Source organism: Arthrobacter sp. GW460-12-1-14-TSB2 (genome assembly GCF_059423525.1).
On sequence record NZ_JBWKYC010000007.1, the window covers coordinates 137,508 to 151,536 of the forward strand.

Consider the following 14,029-nt stretch of genomic DNA (forward strand, 5'->3'; position numbering starts at 1 on the left):
TGGTAAGCTTGTCACAGACCGACTGAATGTCGTTATTTTGCTATGTGAAACTCGTAACTGCCAATGTGCAGTTTTTGGGGTTCCTTCGGTAGGATTGACTTTCAGTTTGCAAGCGGAGTTCTCTCCCACCCGCGTCAGCCGTTTTCCCGGAAGCAATTTCCCGCGGAAGCAAGGTTGCCGGGTACCTGGTCGGGCGGTCCACAGCAGCGTCAGTTGCGTGGAACGCGTACAGCCTCCCCGGAGGCGGTGTACATCCGATCTTCGAGGCCTTCGATTGCTCCGGCAATTGGGGGCCTTCTCTATTTGCCGGTGGAGTACTCATCTCAACCACAGGAGTTCTAACATTAGCGAGCCAAGAATCAATGAGCGTATCCGCGTCCCCGAGGTGCGGCTGGTCGGCCCTGCAGGTGAACAGGTAGGAATCGTCCGTATTGAGGACGCCCTGCGTTTGGCTGCCGAGTCCGACCTTGATCTCGTTGAAGTTGCACCGCAGGCCAAGCCTCCGGTGTGCAAGCTGATGGACTTCGGCAAGTACAAGTACGAAGCCGCCGTCAAGGCACGCGAGGCCCGGAAGAACCAGACCAACACGGTTCTGAAGGAAATCCGTTTCCGGCTGAAGATCGACACCCACGACTACGAGACCAAGCGCGGCCACGCCCTCCGCTTCCTCGGCGCCGGGGACAAGGTCAAGGCCATGATCCAGTTCCGCGGCCGCGAGCAGCAGCGTCCGGAAATGGGCATCCGCCTGCTCCAGCGCTTCGCCGACGATGTCGCCGAAGTTGGCGTTGTCGAGTCCAGCCCCCGCATCGACGGCCGCAACATGGTCATGGTTGTTGGTCCGCTGAAGAACAAGGCTGAGGCCAAGGCTGAAGCTCGCCGTGCGACGCAGCGCGCAGAGGCCAAGGCCCAGAACGAAGCCAAGGCCACCGGCCGGGTGGACGTCAGCCGCGACCAGCCCGCCATGACGCAGTCCCTTGCGGACCTGCTTCCTGAGGGTTTTGCCGTAACGACTGAAGAAGCAGCACCCGAGGCGAGCACTGAGGCTGCGGCTTCAACCAGCGCCGAGGCACCTGCAGAAACGGTTGCGGCCCCGGAAGCCGAAGCGCCGGTCAAGGAAGAGCCGAAGCTGGAAGTTCCGGCTGAGGAAGCTCCGAAGCAGGCAGCGCCCGTCAAGGAAGCACCGAAGCAGGAAGCTCCGAAGCAGGCAGCGCCCGTCAAGGAAGCACCGAAGCAGGAAGCACCGAAGCGCGAAGCCCCCAGGGCAGCGGCAGCACCGCGTCCTGCGGTAAGCAGGCCCGCTGTGGCCAAGGCACCGGTTGCACCGAAGCCCGCAGAGGCTGCCCCTGTGGCGCCGAAGCCGGCCGGAGTACCTGCGCCGCCGCCCAAGCCGGTAGCACGGCCTGCGGCACCCAAGCCTGCAGCACGGCCTGCTGCTCCCAAACCGGGCAGCAAGAAGACTAACTAGTTCAAAGCTGTGCGAAGCATCGCCCGAGCACAGCAAGCAACCAGCACGCCGCCCGCAGGGGTGGCTGCACGAAAGACTGCAGACTTGTCTGCGGATACGTAAGGAGATCGGTTCCCATGCCGAAGATGAAGACCCACAGTGGTGCTAAGAAGCGCTTCAAGCTGACCGGCAGCGGCAAGCTGCGCCGCCAGCAGGCCAACCGCCGCCACTACCTCGAGCACAAATCCTCCAGGCTGACCCGTCGCCTCGCCGGCGACAAGATCGTCTTCAAGGGCGACGCCAAGGTCATCCGGAAGATGCTCGGCATCTAAGTTCCAAGTTCTCTGACTGTTGCCACCTGGCAGCGGTCAACTACCAAAAAGGCTTCTCAGGCCAGCCGGTTGTTCCGGCAGTAGATGCTTGGGATCAGATTTTCGAAGGAGTACGCACGTGGCACGTGTGAAGAGGGCGGTCAACGCCCACAAGAAGCGCCGGGTTATCCTTGAGCGCGCAAAGGGCTACCGTGGACAGCGTTCACGCCTGTACCGCAAGGCCAAAGAGCAGCTGCTGCACTCGTTTGTGTACAGCTACGGCGACCGCAAAAAGAAGAAGGGCGACTTCCGCCGCCTGTGGATCCAGCGTATCAACGCTGCATCCCGCGCCAACGGCCTGACCTACAACCGTCTGATCCAGGGCCTGAAGGCCGCTGAGGTCGAGGTTGACCGCCGTATGCTGGCCGAACTTGCTGTTTCTGACGCCAACGCCTTTGCTGCGCTGGTACAGATCGCCAAGGACTCGCTGCCTGCTGACACTTCCGCGCCGGCCGTCTCGGACGATGCCGCCCCGAAGGCAAAGGCTCCCAAGGCGAAGGCTGCAAAGAAGCCGGCCGCCGAAAAGGCTGCCAAGTAGCATTCCTCCGTTCAAGGACCAGTGGCAATAGCCACTAAAGTTCTTATATGAACGAAACCGGGCGCCCGCAAGACTTTCCACTCTCCAACCCCCGAGCTGATCGGGTGCGGGATGTGGCAAAGCTTGCAGGGCGCCCGGCCCGTTTAAAGCGCGGGCAGTTCCTGGCCGAGGGCCCGCAGGCTGTCCGGGAGGCCCTGGTGCTCCACCAGAAGAGGACTGCCGCGGGGGAGCCTGGTGTGGTCCAGGAAGTGTTCGCGAGCGAGAGCTGCCTGGACCGCTATCCCGAGTTTGATGAACTTGCCCAGGGCGTCAACGCCCGGCTCGCTACCGACGAGGTACTTGCCGCGATGGCGGATACCGTCAATCCCCAGGGCATCATCGCCGTCTGCGCCTTTGTGGATGTGGACCTTAACGCAGTGCTCGATGCCGGTCCCCGGCTGATCGCCGTACTGTGCCAGGTGCGGGACCCCGGAAATGCGGGCACAGTACTGCGGGCAGCCGATGCCGCCGGCGCCGACGCCGTAGTCCTGACAGCCTCCAGCGTGGACATTTACAACCCCAAGGCTGTCCGCTCCACCGCTGGCTCACTGTTCCACCTCCCCGTGGTGCTGGGAACGGACCTCGCCGACCTGGCCACCGCCTGCCGCGAACGCGGCATCGGCATCCTGGCCGCCGACGGATACGGCCAGCTGGACCTTGACCAGCTCCAGGACGAAAACGCGGCCCGACGGCTGGGCGCCTCCGGCACCGCCTCCGCGTACGAGCTCGAACGTCCCACCGCCTGGTTGTTCGGCAACGAAGCCCAGGGACTGTCCGAGGCTGAACTCGCGCTGGCGGACCACCGTGTGGCCGTCCCGGTCTACGGGGCCGCGGAAAGCCTCAACGTCGGCACCGCGGCCACGGTGTGCCTTTACGCAAGTGCGCGTTCGCAGAAGCGGGCCTGAACGAAAAAGCGGGGCCCGCCTTCCGGTGGGCCCCGCCGTCGTAATCTTCACTTTCAGGCACCTGCGTGCCCTCAGCGGTGGTGGGTGAAATTATGTGGTCTTGCTGCGGCCGGTGATGAATCCGTAGATGCCGGCTACTACGAGGCCGCCGACGATGGCGAGAAGCCAGGAACCGAGGTTCCAGAATTCCATTTTGCCGCCGCCGAACAACAGGTCGCCGATCCAGCCGCCGACGATGGCGCCGACAACACCAAGCACGAGGCTGGTGACCCAGCCGCCGCCGACCTTACCAGGCATGATTGCCTTGACGATTGCTCCTACAATGAGTCCGAGAATGATCCAGCCAAGAAAGCCCATGTCTCCTCCTACATAATCGTCGGAACTCACTACGGGTCCCGATTATGTTCAAGCTAACACAGGTGTGTTTCCTTGTCAGCAGGCTTAGTTTCAATGTTTTTGGTGTCATCCGCTGTGACCCGTGGTGTGTCCGGGAGCGGCGGGCAGGTAGCGTATTCCTTGCGGGCATCAGCATTGCGCGGTGATCGCACCTGCAATTTTCCGGCAATTCCTGAAGAGGTGAAGCTCACTTGGCTGCAAATGGCGGTACCAAGGCGATCGTCGCGGCTCTGGCTGCAAACCTGACCATCGCTGTACTGAAGTTCGTCGCTTTCATCCTGACGCTGTCGTCGTCCATGCTGGCCGAAGCCATCCACTCCGTCGCCGACTCCGGCAACCAGATCCTCCTGCTGGTGGGCGGCAAGCGCGCCAAGCGTGCCGCAAGCCCCGAGCACCCCTTTGGCTACGGACGCGAGCGCTACATCTATGCGTTCATCGTGTCGATTGTGCTGTTCAGTGTGGGCGGCCTGTTTGCACTGTACGAGGCGTGGGGGAAGATTCAGCACCCGCATGCCATCGAGGGCGACTTCTGGTGGGTTCCGCTGGCCGTGCTGATCGGGGCGATCATCGCCGAGTCCTTCTCGTTCCGGACGGCAATCATTGAGTCAAACCACATCCGCGGCAAGCAGAGCTGGGTGCACTTCGTCCGCAACGCCAAACAGCCGGAGCTCCCCGTCATCCTGTTGGAGGACCTGGGTGCGCTGCTGGGCCTGGTGTTCGCGCTGTTCGGTGTGGGCCTGACGCTGATTACCGGCGACGGCATCTGGGACGCCCTGGGAACCGCGATGATCGGTTTCCTGCTGGTTGCCATCGCCATCGTTCTTGCCCTGGAAACCAAGTCGCTGCTGCTCGGGGAATCGGCCACCAAGGCGGACGTCGCCAGGATCAGCACCGCGCTGGAGGCCGACGGAACCAGGATCATCCACCTGAAGACCCTGCACCTGGGTCCGGAAGAACTGTTGGTGGCGGCCAAGATCAGCGTCGGCGCCGCCGCCACCGGCGCGGAGATCGCCACGGTGATCGACGACGCCGAAAGCCGGATCCGCGAAGCCGTGCCCATCGCGCGGGTCATCTACCTTGAACCCGACGTGGAGCGTGTTCACGTCTGATACGCGCTGCGGGGTTTGAACGCCCGCACGGGGCCGCTGGACCGAAACCTGCCTGGGGCAGGCTAGGAGACCAGCGGCCTTTTGCGTTCCAGCAGGCCGCTGATTACGGCAACGCCAAGTCCCAGAACCGCCAGCACGGCGCCGACGAGTGCCGGTGCGACATAGCCCCAGCCCCAGGCGATGACCAGGCCGCCGAGGAAGGCGCCGAGCGCGTTGGCAACGTTCAGGGCTGCGTGGTTCAGCGAGGATGCCAGCGACGGGGCGTCGGGGGAGGCATCGAGCAGCCGGGTCTGCAGGGCGGGCACCAGCAGTGAGCCGGCACCGCCCACCACAAACACCATCACAAAAGCGGACCACGGCCAGTGGACGGCCACGGCATACACCACCAGGGCGACGGCGATTCCGGGCAGGACCCAATAGATGGTGCCCATCACTGACTTGTCCGCGATGCGGCCGCCCACGATGTTGCCGGCGACCATGCCCAGTCCGTAGAGGGCCACCACCAGGGGGAGGAACGACGCCGGGATTCCCGCCACGGACGTCATGGTGTGCGCGATGTAGGTGTACGTGGCGAAGAACCCACCGAAACCCACAATGCCGATGAGGATGGCGAGCCACACCTGGAGCCGCTTCAGGGCGCCAAGTTCCCGCCGGATGCTGGCGTCCGGGTGCGCTTCCTGGAACGGGACGAACTTCCAGAGCATGGCAAGGGTAGCCAGCCCGATCACACCGACGAGCACAAACAGCAGGCGCCAGCCGAACGCCTGGCCGAGCCAGGTGGCGAATGGAACCCCGACGACGTTTGAGATGGTCAATCCGGCCATCACCATGGAAATCGCCCATCCCCGCTTCGTCGGCGCAACCAGTGAAGCGGCAATGACGGCCGCCACGCCGAAGAACGCTCCGTGAGGCAGGCCGGCCGCGAACCGGGACACGAGCATGGTGCCGTAGTCCGGAGCGATAAACGAGGTGAGATTGGCGAGGCTGAAGAACAGCATGAGGCCCAGTGCGAGGTGTTTGCGGGGAAGCTTGGCACCGACGGCTGCCAGGAGCGGCGCTCCGATCACGACGCCGAGCGCGTAGGCCGAGATGAGGTGGCCGGCCTCGGGAGTGCCGATGTTCAGGCCCTGTTCCACCTCCTTGAGCAGCCCCATCATGGTGAATTCAGTGGCGCCGATACCGAAACCACCCATCGCGAGGGACACGATGGCCAAGGCGAGGTGGCGGGTTCCGGCCTTCGGCTTGGCGGGGCTGAGGGTGGGCGTGGAGGTCATTGGCCTGCTTTTCGAAAGGTCTGGTTCATGGGGGATTTAGTCAGCACGAAGCATAAAATCTGATTACTGCAACGACGGGGGAGGGGGCCGTATTCCGGGTCGCCGTATTTGGGTGACTGCCGTTCGGGGACGACGCTGGCGGAACCTGCCACCACCATTGTCCCCCATAGACTGTTGCGGTGACTGGACTGATCAATGTTGTTGGCGGAGCTGTTGTGGATTCCCTGAGCGCCCCGGCCCGGCTCCTGGTGGCACGCCGGACGGCGCCTCCCCAGTTCGCCGGGATGTGGGAGTTCCCGGGCGGCAAGGTGGAGCCGCTCGAAGCTGCCGAAGACGCCCTGCACCGCGAGCTCCGGGAAGAACTGGGCATCGGCGTCCGGCTGGGCGCTGAGCTGCTGGCGGAATCCGCTGCGGGCTGGCCGCTCAACTCCAAAGCCGCCATGCGCGTCTGGTTTGCCGAGATCGCGGACGGCGAGCCCCGCCCGCTTGAAGACCACGACGAACTGCGCTGGATCAGCCTGGCGGAAAGTGACGAAGCTCTCACCCTCCCTTGGATCCCGGCGGATTTCCCGATTGTCCGGGCCCTGCTGGCCGCGGTTGCCGGTTCAGAGCGGCTTCCGCTGGATTCGTGAAATTATCCGAGTGCTGAAACCCGTTTCGGCGGAATAAATTCGGATTGGGCGCGCTCTATGGCTTCTTGGCAGAATTCTTAGGTTGGGTGCGGACGTTGTCCGCACCCGCTTTTGCGGACAATCGTTCCGCGAGGATTTTGAGCCATCACAGGGAGCCCCATGATTTCCGTAGAACGGGTGTCGAAGAGCTACGGCTCCGGTGAGACGGCGGTCCGTGCGCTCGACGACGTTTCGCTGACAGTCGGGCGCGGTGAGATCTTCGGCGTCGTCGGCCAAAGCGGTGCCGGCAAGAGCACCCTGATCCGCACCATCAATTCGCTGGAGCGCCCGGATTCCGGATCTGTCGTGGTGGACGGCCGCGACGTCACCTGCCTGACCGGTGCCGGGCTGCGCACCGCGCGGCACAACATCGGCATGATCTTCCAGCATTTCAACTTGCTCAGCAGCCGGACCGTGCAGGCCAACGTGGAGCTGTCCCTCGAAATTACCGGAGTGGGGCGCGCCGCGCGGCGGTCACAGGCTTTGGAAATACTCGAGCGGGTGGGACTCCACGGCAAAGCGGCCGCGTATCCGGCACAGCTGTCCGGCGGCCAAAAGCAGCGGGTCGGGATTGCCCGCGCGCTGGCATCCAAGCCATCCGTTCTGCTCAGCGACGAGGCAACTTCCGCGCTGGACCCCGAAACCACCACCCAGATCCTGGACCTCATCCGGCAGCTCAGCAAGGACATGGGCCTCACGGTCCTGCTCATCACGCACGAAATGGACGTGGTCAAGCGCATCTGCGACGCGGCCGCCGTCATGAGCGAGGGCAGGGTCCTGGAACAGGGGCCCGTGGAGCAGTTGCTGACCACCGAGAAGTCCTTGCTGGGTCACGCGCTCTTCCCGCTCGGCGACATACCGGAAACGGACAACACCATCATCGAAATCACCTTCACCGGAGCCACCTCCGACAGTCCGGTCATTGCGCGGCTCGCCCGCCGGCACGGCATCGACGTCGGGATCCTCGGCGCGGCCGTGGAAACCATCCATGGCCGGCAGACCGGCCGCACCCGGCTGGAACTTCCGGGCGAAGCATCGGCGGTTGCCGCTGCAGTGGCCGACCTTCGCACCCAGGGACTCTTTGTGGAGGTCATTAAATGATCGACCGCGACGACCCGTACTTCTGGCGGGACCTGTTCGAGACGATACTCAAGGGCACAGGCGAGACGTTCTACACGGTTGGCTTCAGCCTGCTGTTCACGGTGGTGTTCGGCCTGGCCGCCGGTGTCCTCCTCGTGACCACCGAGCCCGGCGGGCTCCTCGCCAAGCCGTTCGGCAGCAGGATCCTCGGCACGGTCATCAACCGCCTGCTGGACGTGGCAGTGAACATTGGCCGGTCCATCCCGTTCATCATCCTGATGATCCTGCTGATTCCCTTCACCCGACTGCTGGTGGGCTCCTTCATCGGCGCAACAGCCGCTATCGTGCCGCTGACCATCGCCGGCATCCCCTTCTTCGCTCGCCTCGTGGAGATCGGCATCCGCGAAGTTCCCCGGGGGCTGATCGAAGCCGCCGAATCGTTGGGTGCCACCCGGTGGACCATCCTGACCAGGGTGATGGTGGCCGAGGCCGTTCCTGCCCTGGCGCTCGGGCTGTCCACCACTGTCGTCGGACTGATCGGATACTCCGCCATGGTGGGCGCCGTTGGCGGCGGCGGACTGGGCGACGTTGCCTTCCGCTACGGCTATCAGCGTTACAGCCCCGAGTACATGTTCGGTGTAGTGATCCTGCTGATCCTGCTGGTGCAGGTCTTCCAGTCGCTCGGCAACTTCGCCGCACGCCGCCTGTCGCACCGATAGCGGCTCTTCACCCGGCGGTAAGAACCGCGACGGTGCTCCCTCATGCTTCATTTCCCCCACATGATCCATTCCGCGAAAGAGTTCCAATGTTCCGATCACACGTCCTGAAAGCCGCCGCAACCGGATTAGCCGCCATACTCGCTCTGTCTGCCTGCGGCGCCGGCAGCTCCGCCGGATCCGCCGAAACCATCAAGGTGGGTGCCCTGGCGGTTCCGGCCGGCGACATGCTCAAGCACGTCCAGCGTGAACTCGCCCCCAAGGAAGGCCTCACGGTGGAGTACAAGGAGTTCAGCGACTACAACACGCCGAACCCCGCTGTAAGCGACGGCGACATTGACGCCAACCTGTTCCAGAATTCGACCTTCCTGGAAACCTACAACAAGGCTTCCGGCAAGAACCTCGTGAGTGTCGGCAAGGTCTATTTGCCCCCGATGGCCCTTTACTCCAACGACATCGCCAGCCTGGATGCCCTTCCCGACGGCGCTTCGGTGGCGATCCCCAACGACCCCACCAACGAGTCCCGCGCCCTCAAACTGCTGGCGTCGAAGGGGCTCATTGAAGTCACCGAAAACCCGATCACGCTCAAGGACGTCAAGGCGAACCCGAAAAACCTGGAGTTCACCGAGATCGAGAACGCCAGCCTTCCGCAGGCGCTCAATGACAAGGACGCCGCGATCGTTACGCTGGCCTTCGCCTTGCCCGCCGGGCTGAGCGCCGACAAGCAGTTGCTCGTGGAGGGCAAGGACAGTGCGTACTACAACGTCCTGGCGGTCAAGGCTGAAATGAAGGACGACCCGCGCGTGCAGAAGCTGTTCAAGATCCTGACCTCGCAGGAGATGAAGGACTTCATCAACACGAAGTTCAAGGGCCTGGTCATCCCGGCAAGCTAACCGCCAGCCATTCCGGCCACGCAACCCGTCCTGGACACTCAGGAAAGCACTCCGGCTCCGGCCCTGCCCATGGCAGGACCGGAGCCGGAAGCGTTTAGCCCGCAGGGTTGGAGTGCGCGGTCAGAACAGCGTGGGCTGCGCGGATCCCACAACGGAATTCGCGCCCGGGCCGGTACGGGCTTCGGGCATGCTGCCGGCCGGATACTGTGCTTCTTCGTCCCTGGCGTCCTGGGCCAGGTCGCGGTGGCTGAAGCCGTGCGAACCGGAAAAGCCGTGCCGGGCCTTGAAGTAGCGGATCCGACCTGCGAGCCATTCGCGGTATTCCTTGGATGCATAGGACCCTGTGCCGTACAGCCTGCGGTAACGGCCCGCCAGTTCGGGGTGTCGGGCCGCGATCCATTGCATGAACCACTCACGCGTTCCCGGCTTCAGGTAAAGGGCTCCGGCCGTGACACCCGTAGCGCCTGCCGCGGCGAGTGAACCAAAGAGTGAGTCCAGGGCGTCGTCGCTGTCGGAAAGCCACGGCAGGATGGGCATCGCCATGACGCCGCACGGCAAGCCGGCTTCACGCAGCCTCGAGACCAGCTTGAGCCGCGCCCTGGGTCCCGGCGTGCCGGGCTCGACTGCCTCGGACAGCTGCTCGTCCGTCATGGCCAGCGAAATCCCGATCCCGACCGGCACCTGTGCGGCGGCGTGCTTCAGCAGCGGGATGTCCCTGGCCAGCAGGGTCCCCTTGGTGAGGATGGACAGCGGCGTTCCTGAATTGGCAAGCGCGCGGATGATTCCGGGCATCAGCTGATAGCGGCCCTCGGCGCGCTGGTATGGATCCGTGTTGGTGCCCAGGGCCACGTGGTGATGACCCCAGGAAGGCTTGGCAAGTTCCTTCCGCAGGACGTCGGCAGCGTTGATCTTAACCACCACCTGGCTGTCAAAATCCAGGCCGGCATCAAAGTCCAGATAGGTGTGGCTCTTGCGGGCAAAACAATAGACGCAGGCATGGCTGCAGCCGCGATAGGGATTAACGGTCCATTCAAAGGGCATGCGGGAACCGGCCGCCACTTTGTTGAGCACCGATTTAGCGGTGACCTCATGGAATGTGACCCCGGCAAATTCGGGGGTTGAGACGGAACGCACGAGCCCGGCCAGCGGCAGCAACGCGTCAACGGCTGGGGCGGCTGCTGTCGCGTTGCTTGCGCTGTTGTCTGCGTTGTTGCCCGCAGGCGCCGGCCGGAGTGCTTGTGCGTCCCATCTCATGGTTACTATTCGAAGGTATGTTCGAATATAAGTCAAGGCCCGGTCCACCCGTGCGGGTGGTCTTGCTACGCTGGGCCCATGATTCTCCTGACCGGGTTCGAACCGTTCGGCGGCGAAACCACCAACCCGTCCTGGACCGCCGCAGCGGCCGCTTCGGAAATCCTGAAGGCGGAGGGCCACGCCGTCGCTGCCCTGGAACTCCCGTGCGTGTTCGGGCAATCCGTCACGGTGCTGGAGGATGCCCTGCGGCGCCATAGCCCTGATCTTGTTGTCTGCGTCGGCCAGGCCGGCGGACGGCCTCGGATCTCCCTGGAGCGGGTCGCCATCAACTGCGACGACGCCCGCATCCCGGACAATGCCGGAAACCGCCCCGTGGACGAGGAAGTGGTCCCCGGCGGCCCGGCAGCCTATTTCAGCTCACTGCCCGTGAAGGCTGCGCTGGGGGCACTTCGAACCGCCGGGATCCCGGCCGAGGTTTCCCAAAGCGCCGGCACCTACGTCTGCAACCATATTTTTTACGCCCTGATGCACTCGCTGAACGCCGGAACCGGCGCCTCCGCAACGCGGGGCGGCTTCGTTCATGTCCCGTATGAGACCGGGCAGGTTCCCAAAGGCAGCGGTACTCCGTCGCTGCCCTCAGCCGTGATGGCGGAGGCGCTCGCCGTCGTCGTCCGTACCGCCCTGGCCACGACGGCGGACCTCAAGCTGTCCGCAGGCACAGTCCACTAACCGGCACAGTCCACTAACCCGGCACAGTCCGCTAACCTGCCGCTGCGCTCGCCGGCCGCGGCGCTAGCTGCGGTCGCGAAGCTCCCAGACGACGCCCACTGTCGCCGACACGCTCGACTGCCCGGCCTCGATCCCTACGGAGTCTGTGGCCATGGCGCGCTGCATCTTCGCCACCGGAATCGGAGCCGACGCCGCGGGCTGCTGGGTGACGGAAACAACCGGTCCGAGTTCGGTGCCGGCCAGCGAGGCAAACTGTGTGGCGGTGGCGAGGGCATCCTGCCAGGCGGCTTCGCGGGCATGCGCCGTGACTGCGGCCGGATCTGCGAACCCGAGCTCCAGTCCGTTCAGCCGGACATCGTTGCCGCCCGCGGCCACGGCCGCTGAGATGACGTCCGAGGAACCGGGAACATCGCGGAGCCGCACCGCCAGGACGCTTGATGCAACGTACCCCGTCACCGTCTGGCCCTGGCCCTCTTTCCACACCACGTCCGCCCGGACGTTGAGGCCCGAGGTGCTGATGTCCGCGTCCGGGACGCCGTGCTCACGCAGGACCGCCGAAATCGCGGCCGAGGCCCTGCCTGCTGCCGCATACGCAGCGCCCACGTCCTCCTGGCGGCACTCCACGCCGATGGAGACGGTCAGTAGGTCCGGCACAGCTTCGGCAGTTCCGGAGCCGGTTACTGTGACGGTCCTGGCGATGTCGGTCATCTCAAGCCTCAATTCCATCGGGAGCGGCGTTGCCCTTGCGGCGTTTGCCTGGTTTGCCTTTGCCTAACGAGCGGTTGCCCCACGTACGGTTGCCCAACGGACGGTGAACCGCCCGGCGGCCGTCCGTTTTGGTGTCCGGTGCATTGCCCGCTTCGCGGACGTGCCGGTCCATGTAACCGCCGGCCTCCAGCCCGGCGAGGCGTTCAAAGACGTTGGCGGACCCCGGGTTGCCCGTCCGCAGCTGCGACCACCCGGCCGCGATGAAATACAGCGGCAGGAACGGCAGGCCCAGGCACCAGGCGTACTGGCTGCTGTGCCGCTCCTCGTGGCCCAGCAGAAGCTTGTTGGACAGCGCCTCCGGCGCCTCCGCCCGGAACAGCACCACGTTGCCCACCGTGAACGCCTGGGCGAAGGGGAGCCGCCACCGGTAGCCCGTGGCGATCAGCAGGCCGCCCGGACCGGGGCGCACAGCCGTCCCGGCGCACCTGGCCAGCAACAGGCCCAGGAGAGTCGTTGCATTCAGCACGTTGGCGATCTGCCGAAGCCGCTGTCCGGAGGTCATGAGGCCATGGTAGCGGGAGGCGGTAATCCGCGTCCCTCCTACCACCCGCCTGCGGGGGCGTCACGTCCGTGCTCTGGCGCGTTCAGGGTTGCGCCTTCAACTAGACTGGGGGAGAGTGCCCGCCGGACGAATACCGGCGAGCCCTGCCCTTTGTCACTTCACGCGGCCCCTGAAGGGCCGTGCGGAACGACAAGCCAGTGACGGACACGCTGCCGGTGGACCCGAATGCAGCTGGACAGCTCGCTGGCGAGACCCGACTCGTAGCTAAGAACAGTAGATGACTGAAACTTTGCCGGGCGCCGCCATCCCGAACCCTCTGGATGAAGCCGCCATTACTGCCGCCGTAGACCACGCCGTTGCCGCCATTGCCGCTGCCTCCACCCTTGACGAGCTCAAGGCCGTGAGGCTGGCGCACACGGGCGAGAAGGCACCGCTGAGCCTTGCCAACCGCGAAATCGGCGGCCTGGCAAAGGACCAGAAGGCCGCCGCCGGAAAGCTCATGGGCGCCTCCCGCGGACGCGTCAACAAGGCGCTCGCGGACCGTACAGCCGAGCTCGAAGCTGAAAACGACGCACGGATCCTCGTCGAAGAGACCGTCGACGTCACGGCCGCTCCGCGCCGCCGCCGAGCCGGTGCGCGCCACCCGCTCTCCACGCTGCAGGACCGTGTGGCGGACATCTTCGTGGGCATGGGCTGGGAGATTGCCGAAGGCCCCGAGGTCGAATCCGAGTGGTTCAACTTTGATGCCTTGAACTTCAAGCCGGACCACCCTGCCCGCGAAATGCAGGACACCTTCTTTGTGGAGCCCCCCGAGGCCCACCTGCTGATGCGCACGCACACCTCGCCGGTGCAGGTCCGCTCCATGCTGGAGCGCGAAGTGCCCATCTACGTGCTGTGCCCGGGCAAGGTGTTCCGCACCGATGAACTCGACGCCACACACACACCCGTGTTCCACCAGTTCGAGGGCCTGGCCATCGACAAGAAGCTGAGCATGGCGGATCTCCGCGGCACGCTGGAGCACTTTGCCCGGCAGATGTTCGGCGACGAGGCCCAGATCCGCCTCCGCCCCAACTACTTCCCGTTCACCGAGCCGTCCGCGGAACTGGACATCTGGCACCCGGGCGCCAAGGGCGGTCCGCGCTGGATCGAGTGGGGCGGCTGCGGCATGGTCAACCCCAACGTCCTCCGGGCCGCCGGAATCGATCCGGACGTCTATTCAGGTTTTGCCTTCGGCATGGGCATCGAGCGCACCCTCATGTTCCGCAACGAGGTGGGCGACATGCGCGACATGATCGAAGGCGATGTACGTTTCAGCGAGCACTTCGGGATGGAGATCTAAC

The 14,029-nt window shown here is 64.6% G+C and carries 16 protein-coding genes; 11 read left to right on the forward strand and 5 right to left on the reverse strand.

Features of this window, described 5'->3' with window-relative positions; translation table 11 throughout:
* Positions 1-286 precede the first annotated feature (286 nt).
* From infC to AC07YR_RS11260, 4 genes are all read left to right on the forward strand, one after another.
* On the forward strand, positions 287-1,465 hold the full coding sequence (gene infC, locus AC07YR_RS11245) for a translation initiation factor IF-3 (protein WP_494733993.1): 1,179 nt from the start codon (positions 287-289) through the stop codon (positions 1,463-1,465).
* Between the two features lie 116 nt (positions 1,466-1,581).
* A complete protein-coding gene (gene rpmI, locus AC07YR_RS11250; protein WP_009358635.1) occupies positions 1,582-1,776 on the forward strand; it encodes a 50S ribosomal protein L35 in 195 nt (64 codons plus the stop codon).
* 118 nt (positions 1,777-1,894) lie between these two features.
* Complete coding sequence (gene rplT / locus AC07YR_RS11255) at positions 1,895-2,353, forward strand: 50S ribosomal protein L20 (RefSeq protein ID WP_028271928.1); 459 nt, start codon at positions 1,895-1,897, stop codon at positions 2,351-2,353.
* Positions 2,354-2,400: 47 nt separating this feature from the next.
* Positions 2,401-3,297, forward strand: coding sequence for a TrmH family RNA methyltransferase (locus AC07YR_RS11260; protein WP_494733977.1), 897 nt, complete (start codon positions 2,401-2,403; stop codon positions 3,295-3,297).
* A gap of 90 nt (positions 3,298-3,387) precedes the next feature.
* Here the strand turns inward: AC07YR_RS11260 and AC07YR_RS11265 are convergent, their stop codons facing one another.
* Positions 3,388-3,654, reverse strand: a complete 267-nt coding sequence (locus AC07YR_RS11265; protein WP_043480193.1) for a GlsB/YeaQ/YmgE family stress response membrane protein — start codon at positions 3,652-3,654, stop codon at positions 3,388-3,390.
* 230 nt (positions 3,655-3,884) lie between these two features.
* Here AC07YR_RS11265 and AC07YR_RS11270 point away from each other — a divergent pair, with 230 nt between their 5' ends.
* A complete protein-coding gene (locus AC07YR_RS11270; protein WP_436057219.1) occupies positions 3,885-4,802 on the forward strand; it encodes a cation diffusion facilitator family transporter in 918 nt (305 codons plus the stop codon).
* A gap of 62 nt (positions 4,803-4,864) precedes the next feature.
* Here the strand turns inward: AC07YR_RS11270 and AC07YR_RS11275 are convergent, their stop codons facing one another.
* The gene (locus tag AC07YR_RS11275; protein ID WP_494733978.1) at positions 4,865-6,076 is read right to left on the reverse strand and encodes an MFS transporter; all 1,212 of its coding nucleotides are present in this window, start codon (positions 6,074-6,076) and stop codon (positions 4,865-4,867) included.
* A gap of 179 nt (positions 6,077-6,255) precedes the next feature.
* Here AC07YR_RS11275 and AC07YR_RS11280 point away from each other — a divergent pair, with 179 nt between their 5' ends.
* The 4 genes from AC07YR_RS11280 to AC07YR_RS11295 all read left to right on the forward strand — a co-directional run bounded on the left by AC07YR_RS11280 (position 6,256) and on the right by AC07YR_RS11295 (position 9,436).
* On the forward strand, positions 6,256-6,708 hold the full coding sequence (locus AC07YR_RS11280; RefSeq protein ID WP_055798293.1) for a (deoxy)nucleoside triphosphate pyrophosphohydrolase: 453 nt from the start codon (positions 6,256-6,258) through the stop codon (positions 6,706-6,708).
* 159 nt (positions 6,709-6,867) lie between these two features.
* Positions 6,868-7,848: a methionine ABC transporter ATP-binding protein gene (locus AC07YR_RS11285; RefSeq protein WP_436057221.1), complete on the forward strand. Its 981-nt coding sequence runs from the start codon at positions 6,868-6,870 to the stop codon at positions 7,846-7,848.
* Positions 7,845-8,546, forward strand: coding sequence for a methionine ABC transporter permease (locus AC07YR_RS11290; RefSeq protein WP_055798287.1), 702 nt, complete (start codon positions 7,845-7,847; stop codon positions 8,544-8,546). The genes AC07YR_RS11285 and AC07YR_RS11290 overlap by 4 nt, the downstream gene beginning before the upstream one ends.
* An 86-nt stretch (positions 8,547-8,632) precedes the next feature.
* Positions 8,633-9,436 carry a MetQ/NlpA family ABC transporter substrate-binding protein gene (locus AC07YR_RS11295; protein WP_494733979.1) on the forward strand — a complete coding sequence of 268 codons (804 nt, stop codon included), beginning with the start codon at positions 8,633-8,635 and terminating at the stop codon, positions 9,434-9,436.
* A gap of 120 nt (positions 9,437-9,556) precedes the next feature.
* On the opposite strand, the gene AC07YR_RS11300 is transcribed toward AC07YR_RS11295, so the two are convergent.
* Complete coding sequence (locus AC07YR_RS11300; protein ID WP_494733980.1) at positions 9,557-10,690, reverse strand: Rv2578c family radical SAM protein; 1,134 nt, start codon at positions 10,688-10,690, stop codon at positions 9,557-9,559.
* Positions 10,691-10,768: 78 nt separating this feature from the next.
* Here AC07YR_RS11300 and pcp point away from each other — a divergent pair, with 78 nt between their 5' ends.
* On the forward strand, positions 10,769-11,419 hold the full coding sequence (gene pcp, locus AC07YR_RS11305; RefSeq protein WP_436057224.1) for a pyroglutamyl-peptidase I: 651 nt from the start codon (positions 10,769-10,771) through the stop codon (positions 11,417-11,419).
* Positions 11,420-11,482: 63 nt separating this feature from the next.
* Here the strand turns inward: pcp and AC07YR_RS11310 are convergent, their stop codons facing one another.
* Together AC07YR_RS11310 and AC07YR_RS11315 are read right to left on the reverse strand one after the other, a co-directional pair.
* Positions 11,483-12,127: an SIMPL domain-containing protein gene (locus AC07YR_RS11310; protein WP_436057225.1), complete on the reverse strand. Its 645-nt coding sequence runs from the start codon at positions 12,125-12,127 to the stop codon at positions 11,483-11,485.
* A 1-nt stretch (position 12,128) separates the two neighbouring features.
* Positions 12,129-12,689, reverse strand: coding sequence for an eCIS core domain-containing protein (locus tag AC07YR_RS11315; RefSeq protein ID WP_494733981.1), 561 nt, complete (start codon positions 12,687-12,689; stop codon positions 12,129-12,131).
* 277 nt (positions 12,690-12,966) lie between these two features.
* Between AC07YR_RS11315 and pheS the strand changes: the two genes are divergently transcribed.
* Positions 12,967-14,028, forward strand: a complete 1,062-nt coding sequence (gene pheS, locus AC07YR_RS11320; RefSeq protein WP_028271917.1) for a phenylalanine--tRNA ligase subunit alpha — start codon at positions 12,967-12,969, stop codon at positions 14,026-14,028.
* Position 14,029 lies beyond the last annotated feature (1 nt).

Coding starts and splice junctions, on each gene's coding strand:
- rpmI (WP_009358635.1), top strand. CDS start 1,582: ATGCCGAAGATGAAGACCCACAGTGGTGCTAAGAAGCGCTTCAAGCTG.
- AC07YR_RS11260 (WP_494733977.1), top strand. CDS start 2,401: ATGAACGAAACCGGGCGCCCGCAAGACTTTCCACTCTCCAACCCCCGA.
- AC07YR_RS11265 (WP_043480193.1), bottom strand. CDS start 3,654: ATGGGCTTTCTTGGCTGGATCATTCTCGGACTCATTGTAGGAGCAATC.
- AC07YR_RS11275 (WP_494733978.1), bottom strand. CDS start 6,076: ATGACCTCCACGCCCACCCTCAGCCCCGCCAAGCCGAAGGCCGGAACC.
- AC07YR_RS11285 (WP_436057221.1), top strand. CDS start 6,868: ATGATTTCCGTAGAACGGGTGTCGAAGAGCTACGGCTCCGGTGAGACG.
- AC07YR_RS11290 (WP_055798287.1), top strand. CDS start 7,845: ATGATCGACCGCGACGACCCGTACTTCTGGCGGGACCTGTTCGAGACG.
- AC07YR_RS11295 (WP_494733979.1), top strand. CDS start 8,633: ATGTTCCGATCACACGTCCTGAAAGCCGCCGCAACCGGATTAGCCGCC.
- AC07YR_RS11300 (WP_494733980.1), bottom strand. CDS start 10,690: ATGAGATGGGACGCACAAGCACTCCGGCCGGCGCCTGCGGGCAACAAC.
- pcp (WP_436057224.1), top strand. CDS start 10,769: ATGATTCTCCTGACCGGGTTCGAACCGTTCGGCGGCGAAACCACCAAC.
- AC07YR_RS11310 (WP_436057225.1), bottom strand. CDS start 12,127: ATGACCGACATCGCCAGGACCGTCACAGTAACCGGCTCCGGAACTGCC.
- AC07YR_RS11315 (WP_494733981.1), bottom strand. CDS start 12,689: ATGACCTCCGGACAGCGGCTTCGGCAGATCGCCAACGTGCTGAATGCA.
- pheS (WP_028271917.1), top strand. CDS start 12,967: ATGACTGAAACTTTGCCGGGCGCCGCCATCCCGAACCCTCTGGATGAA.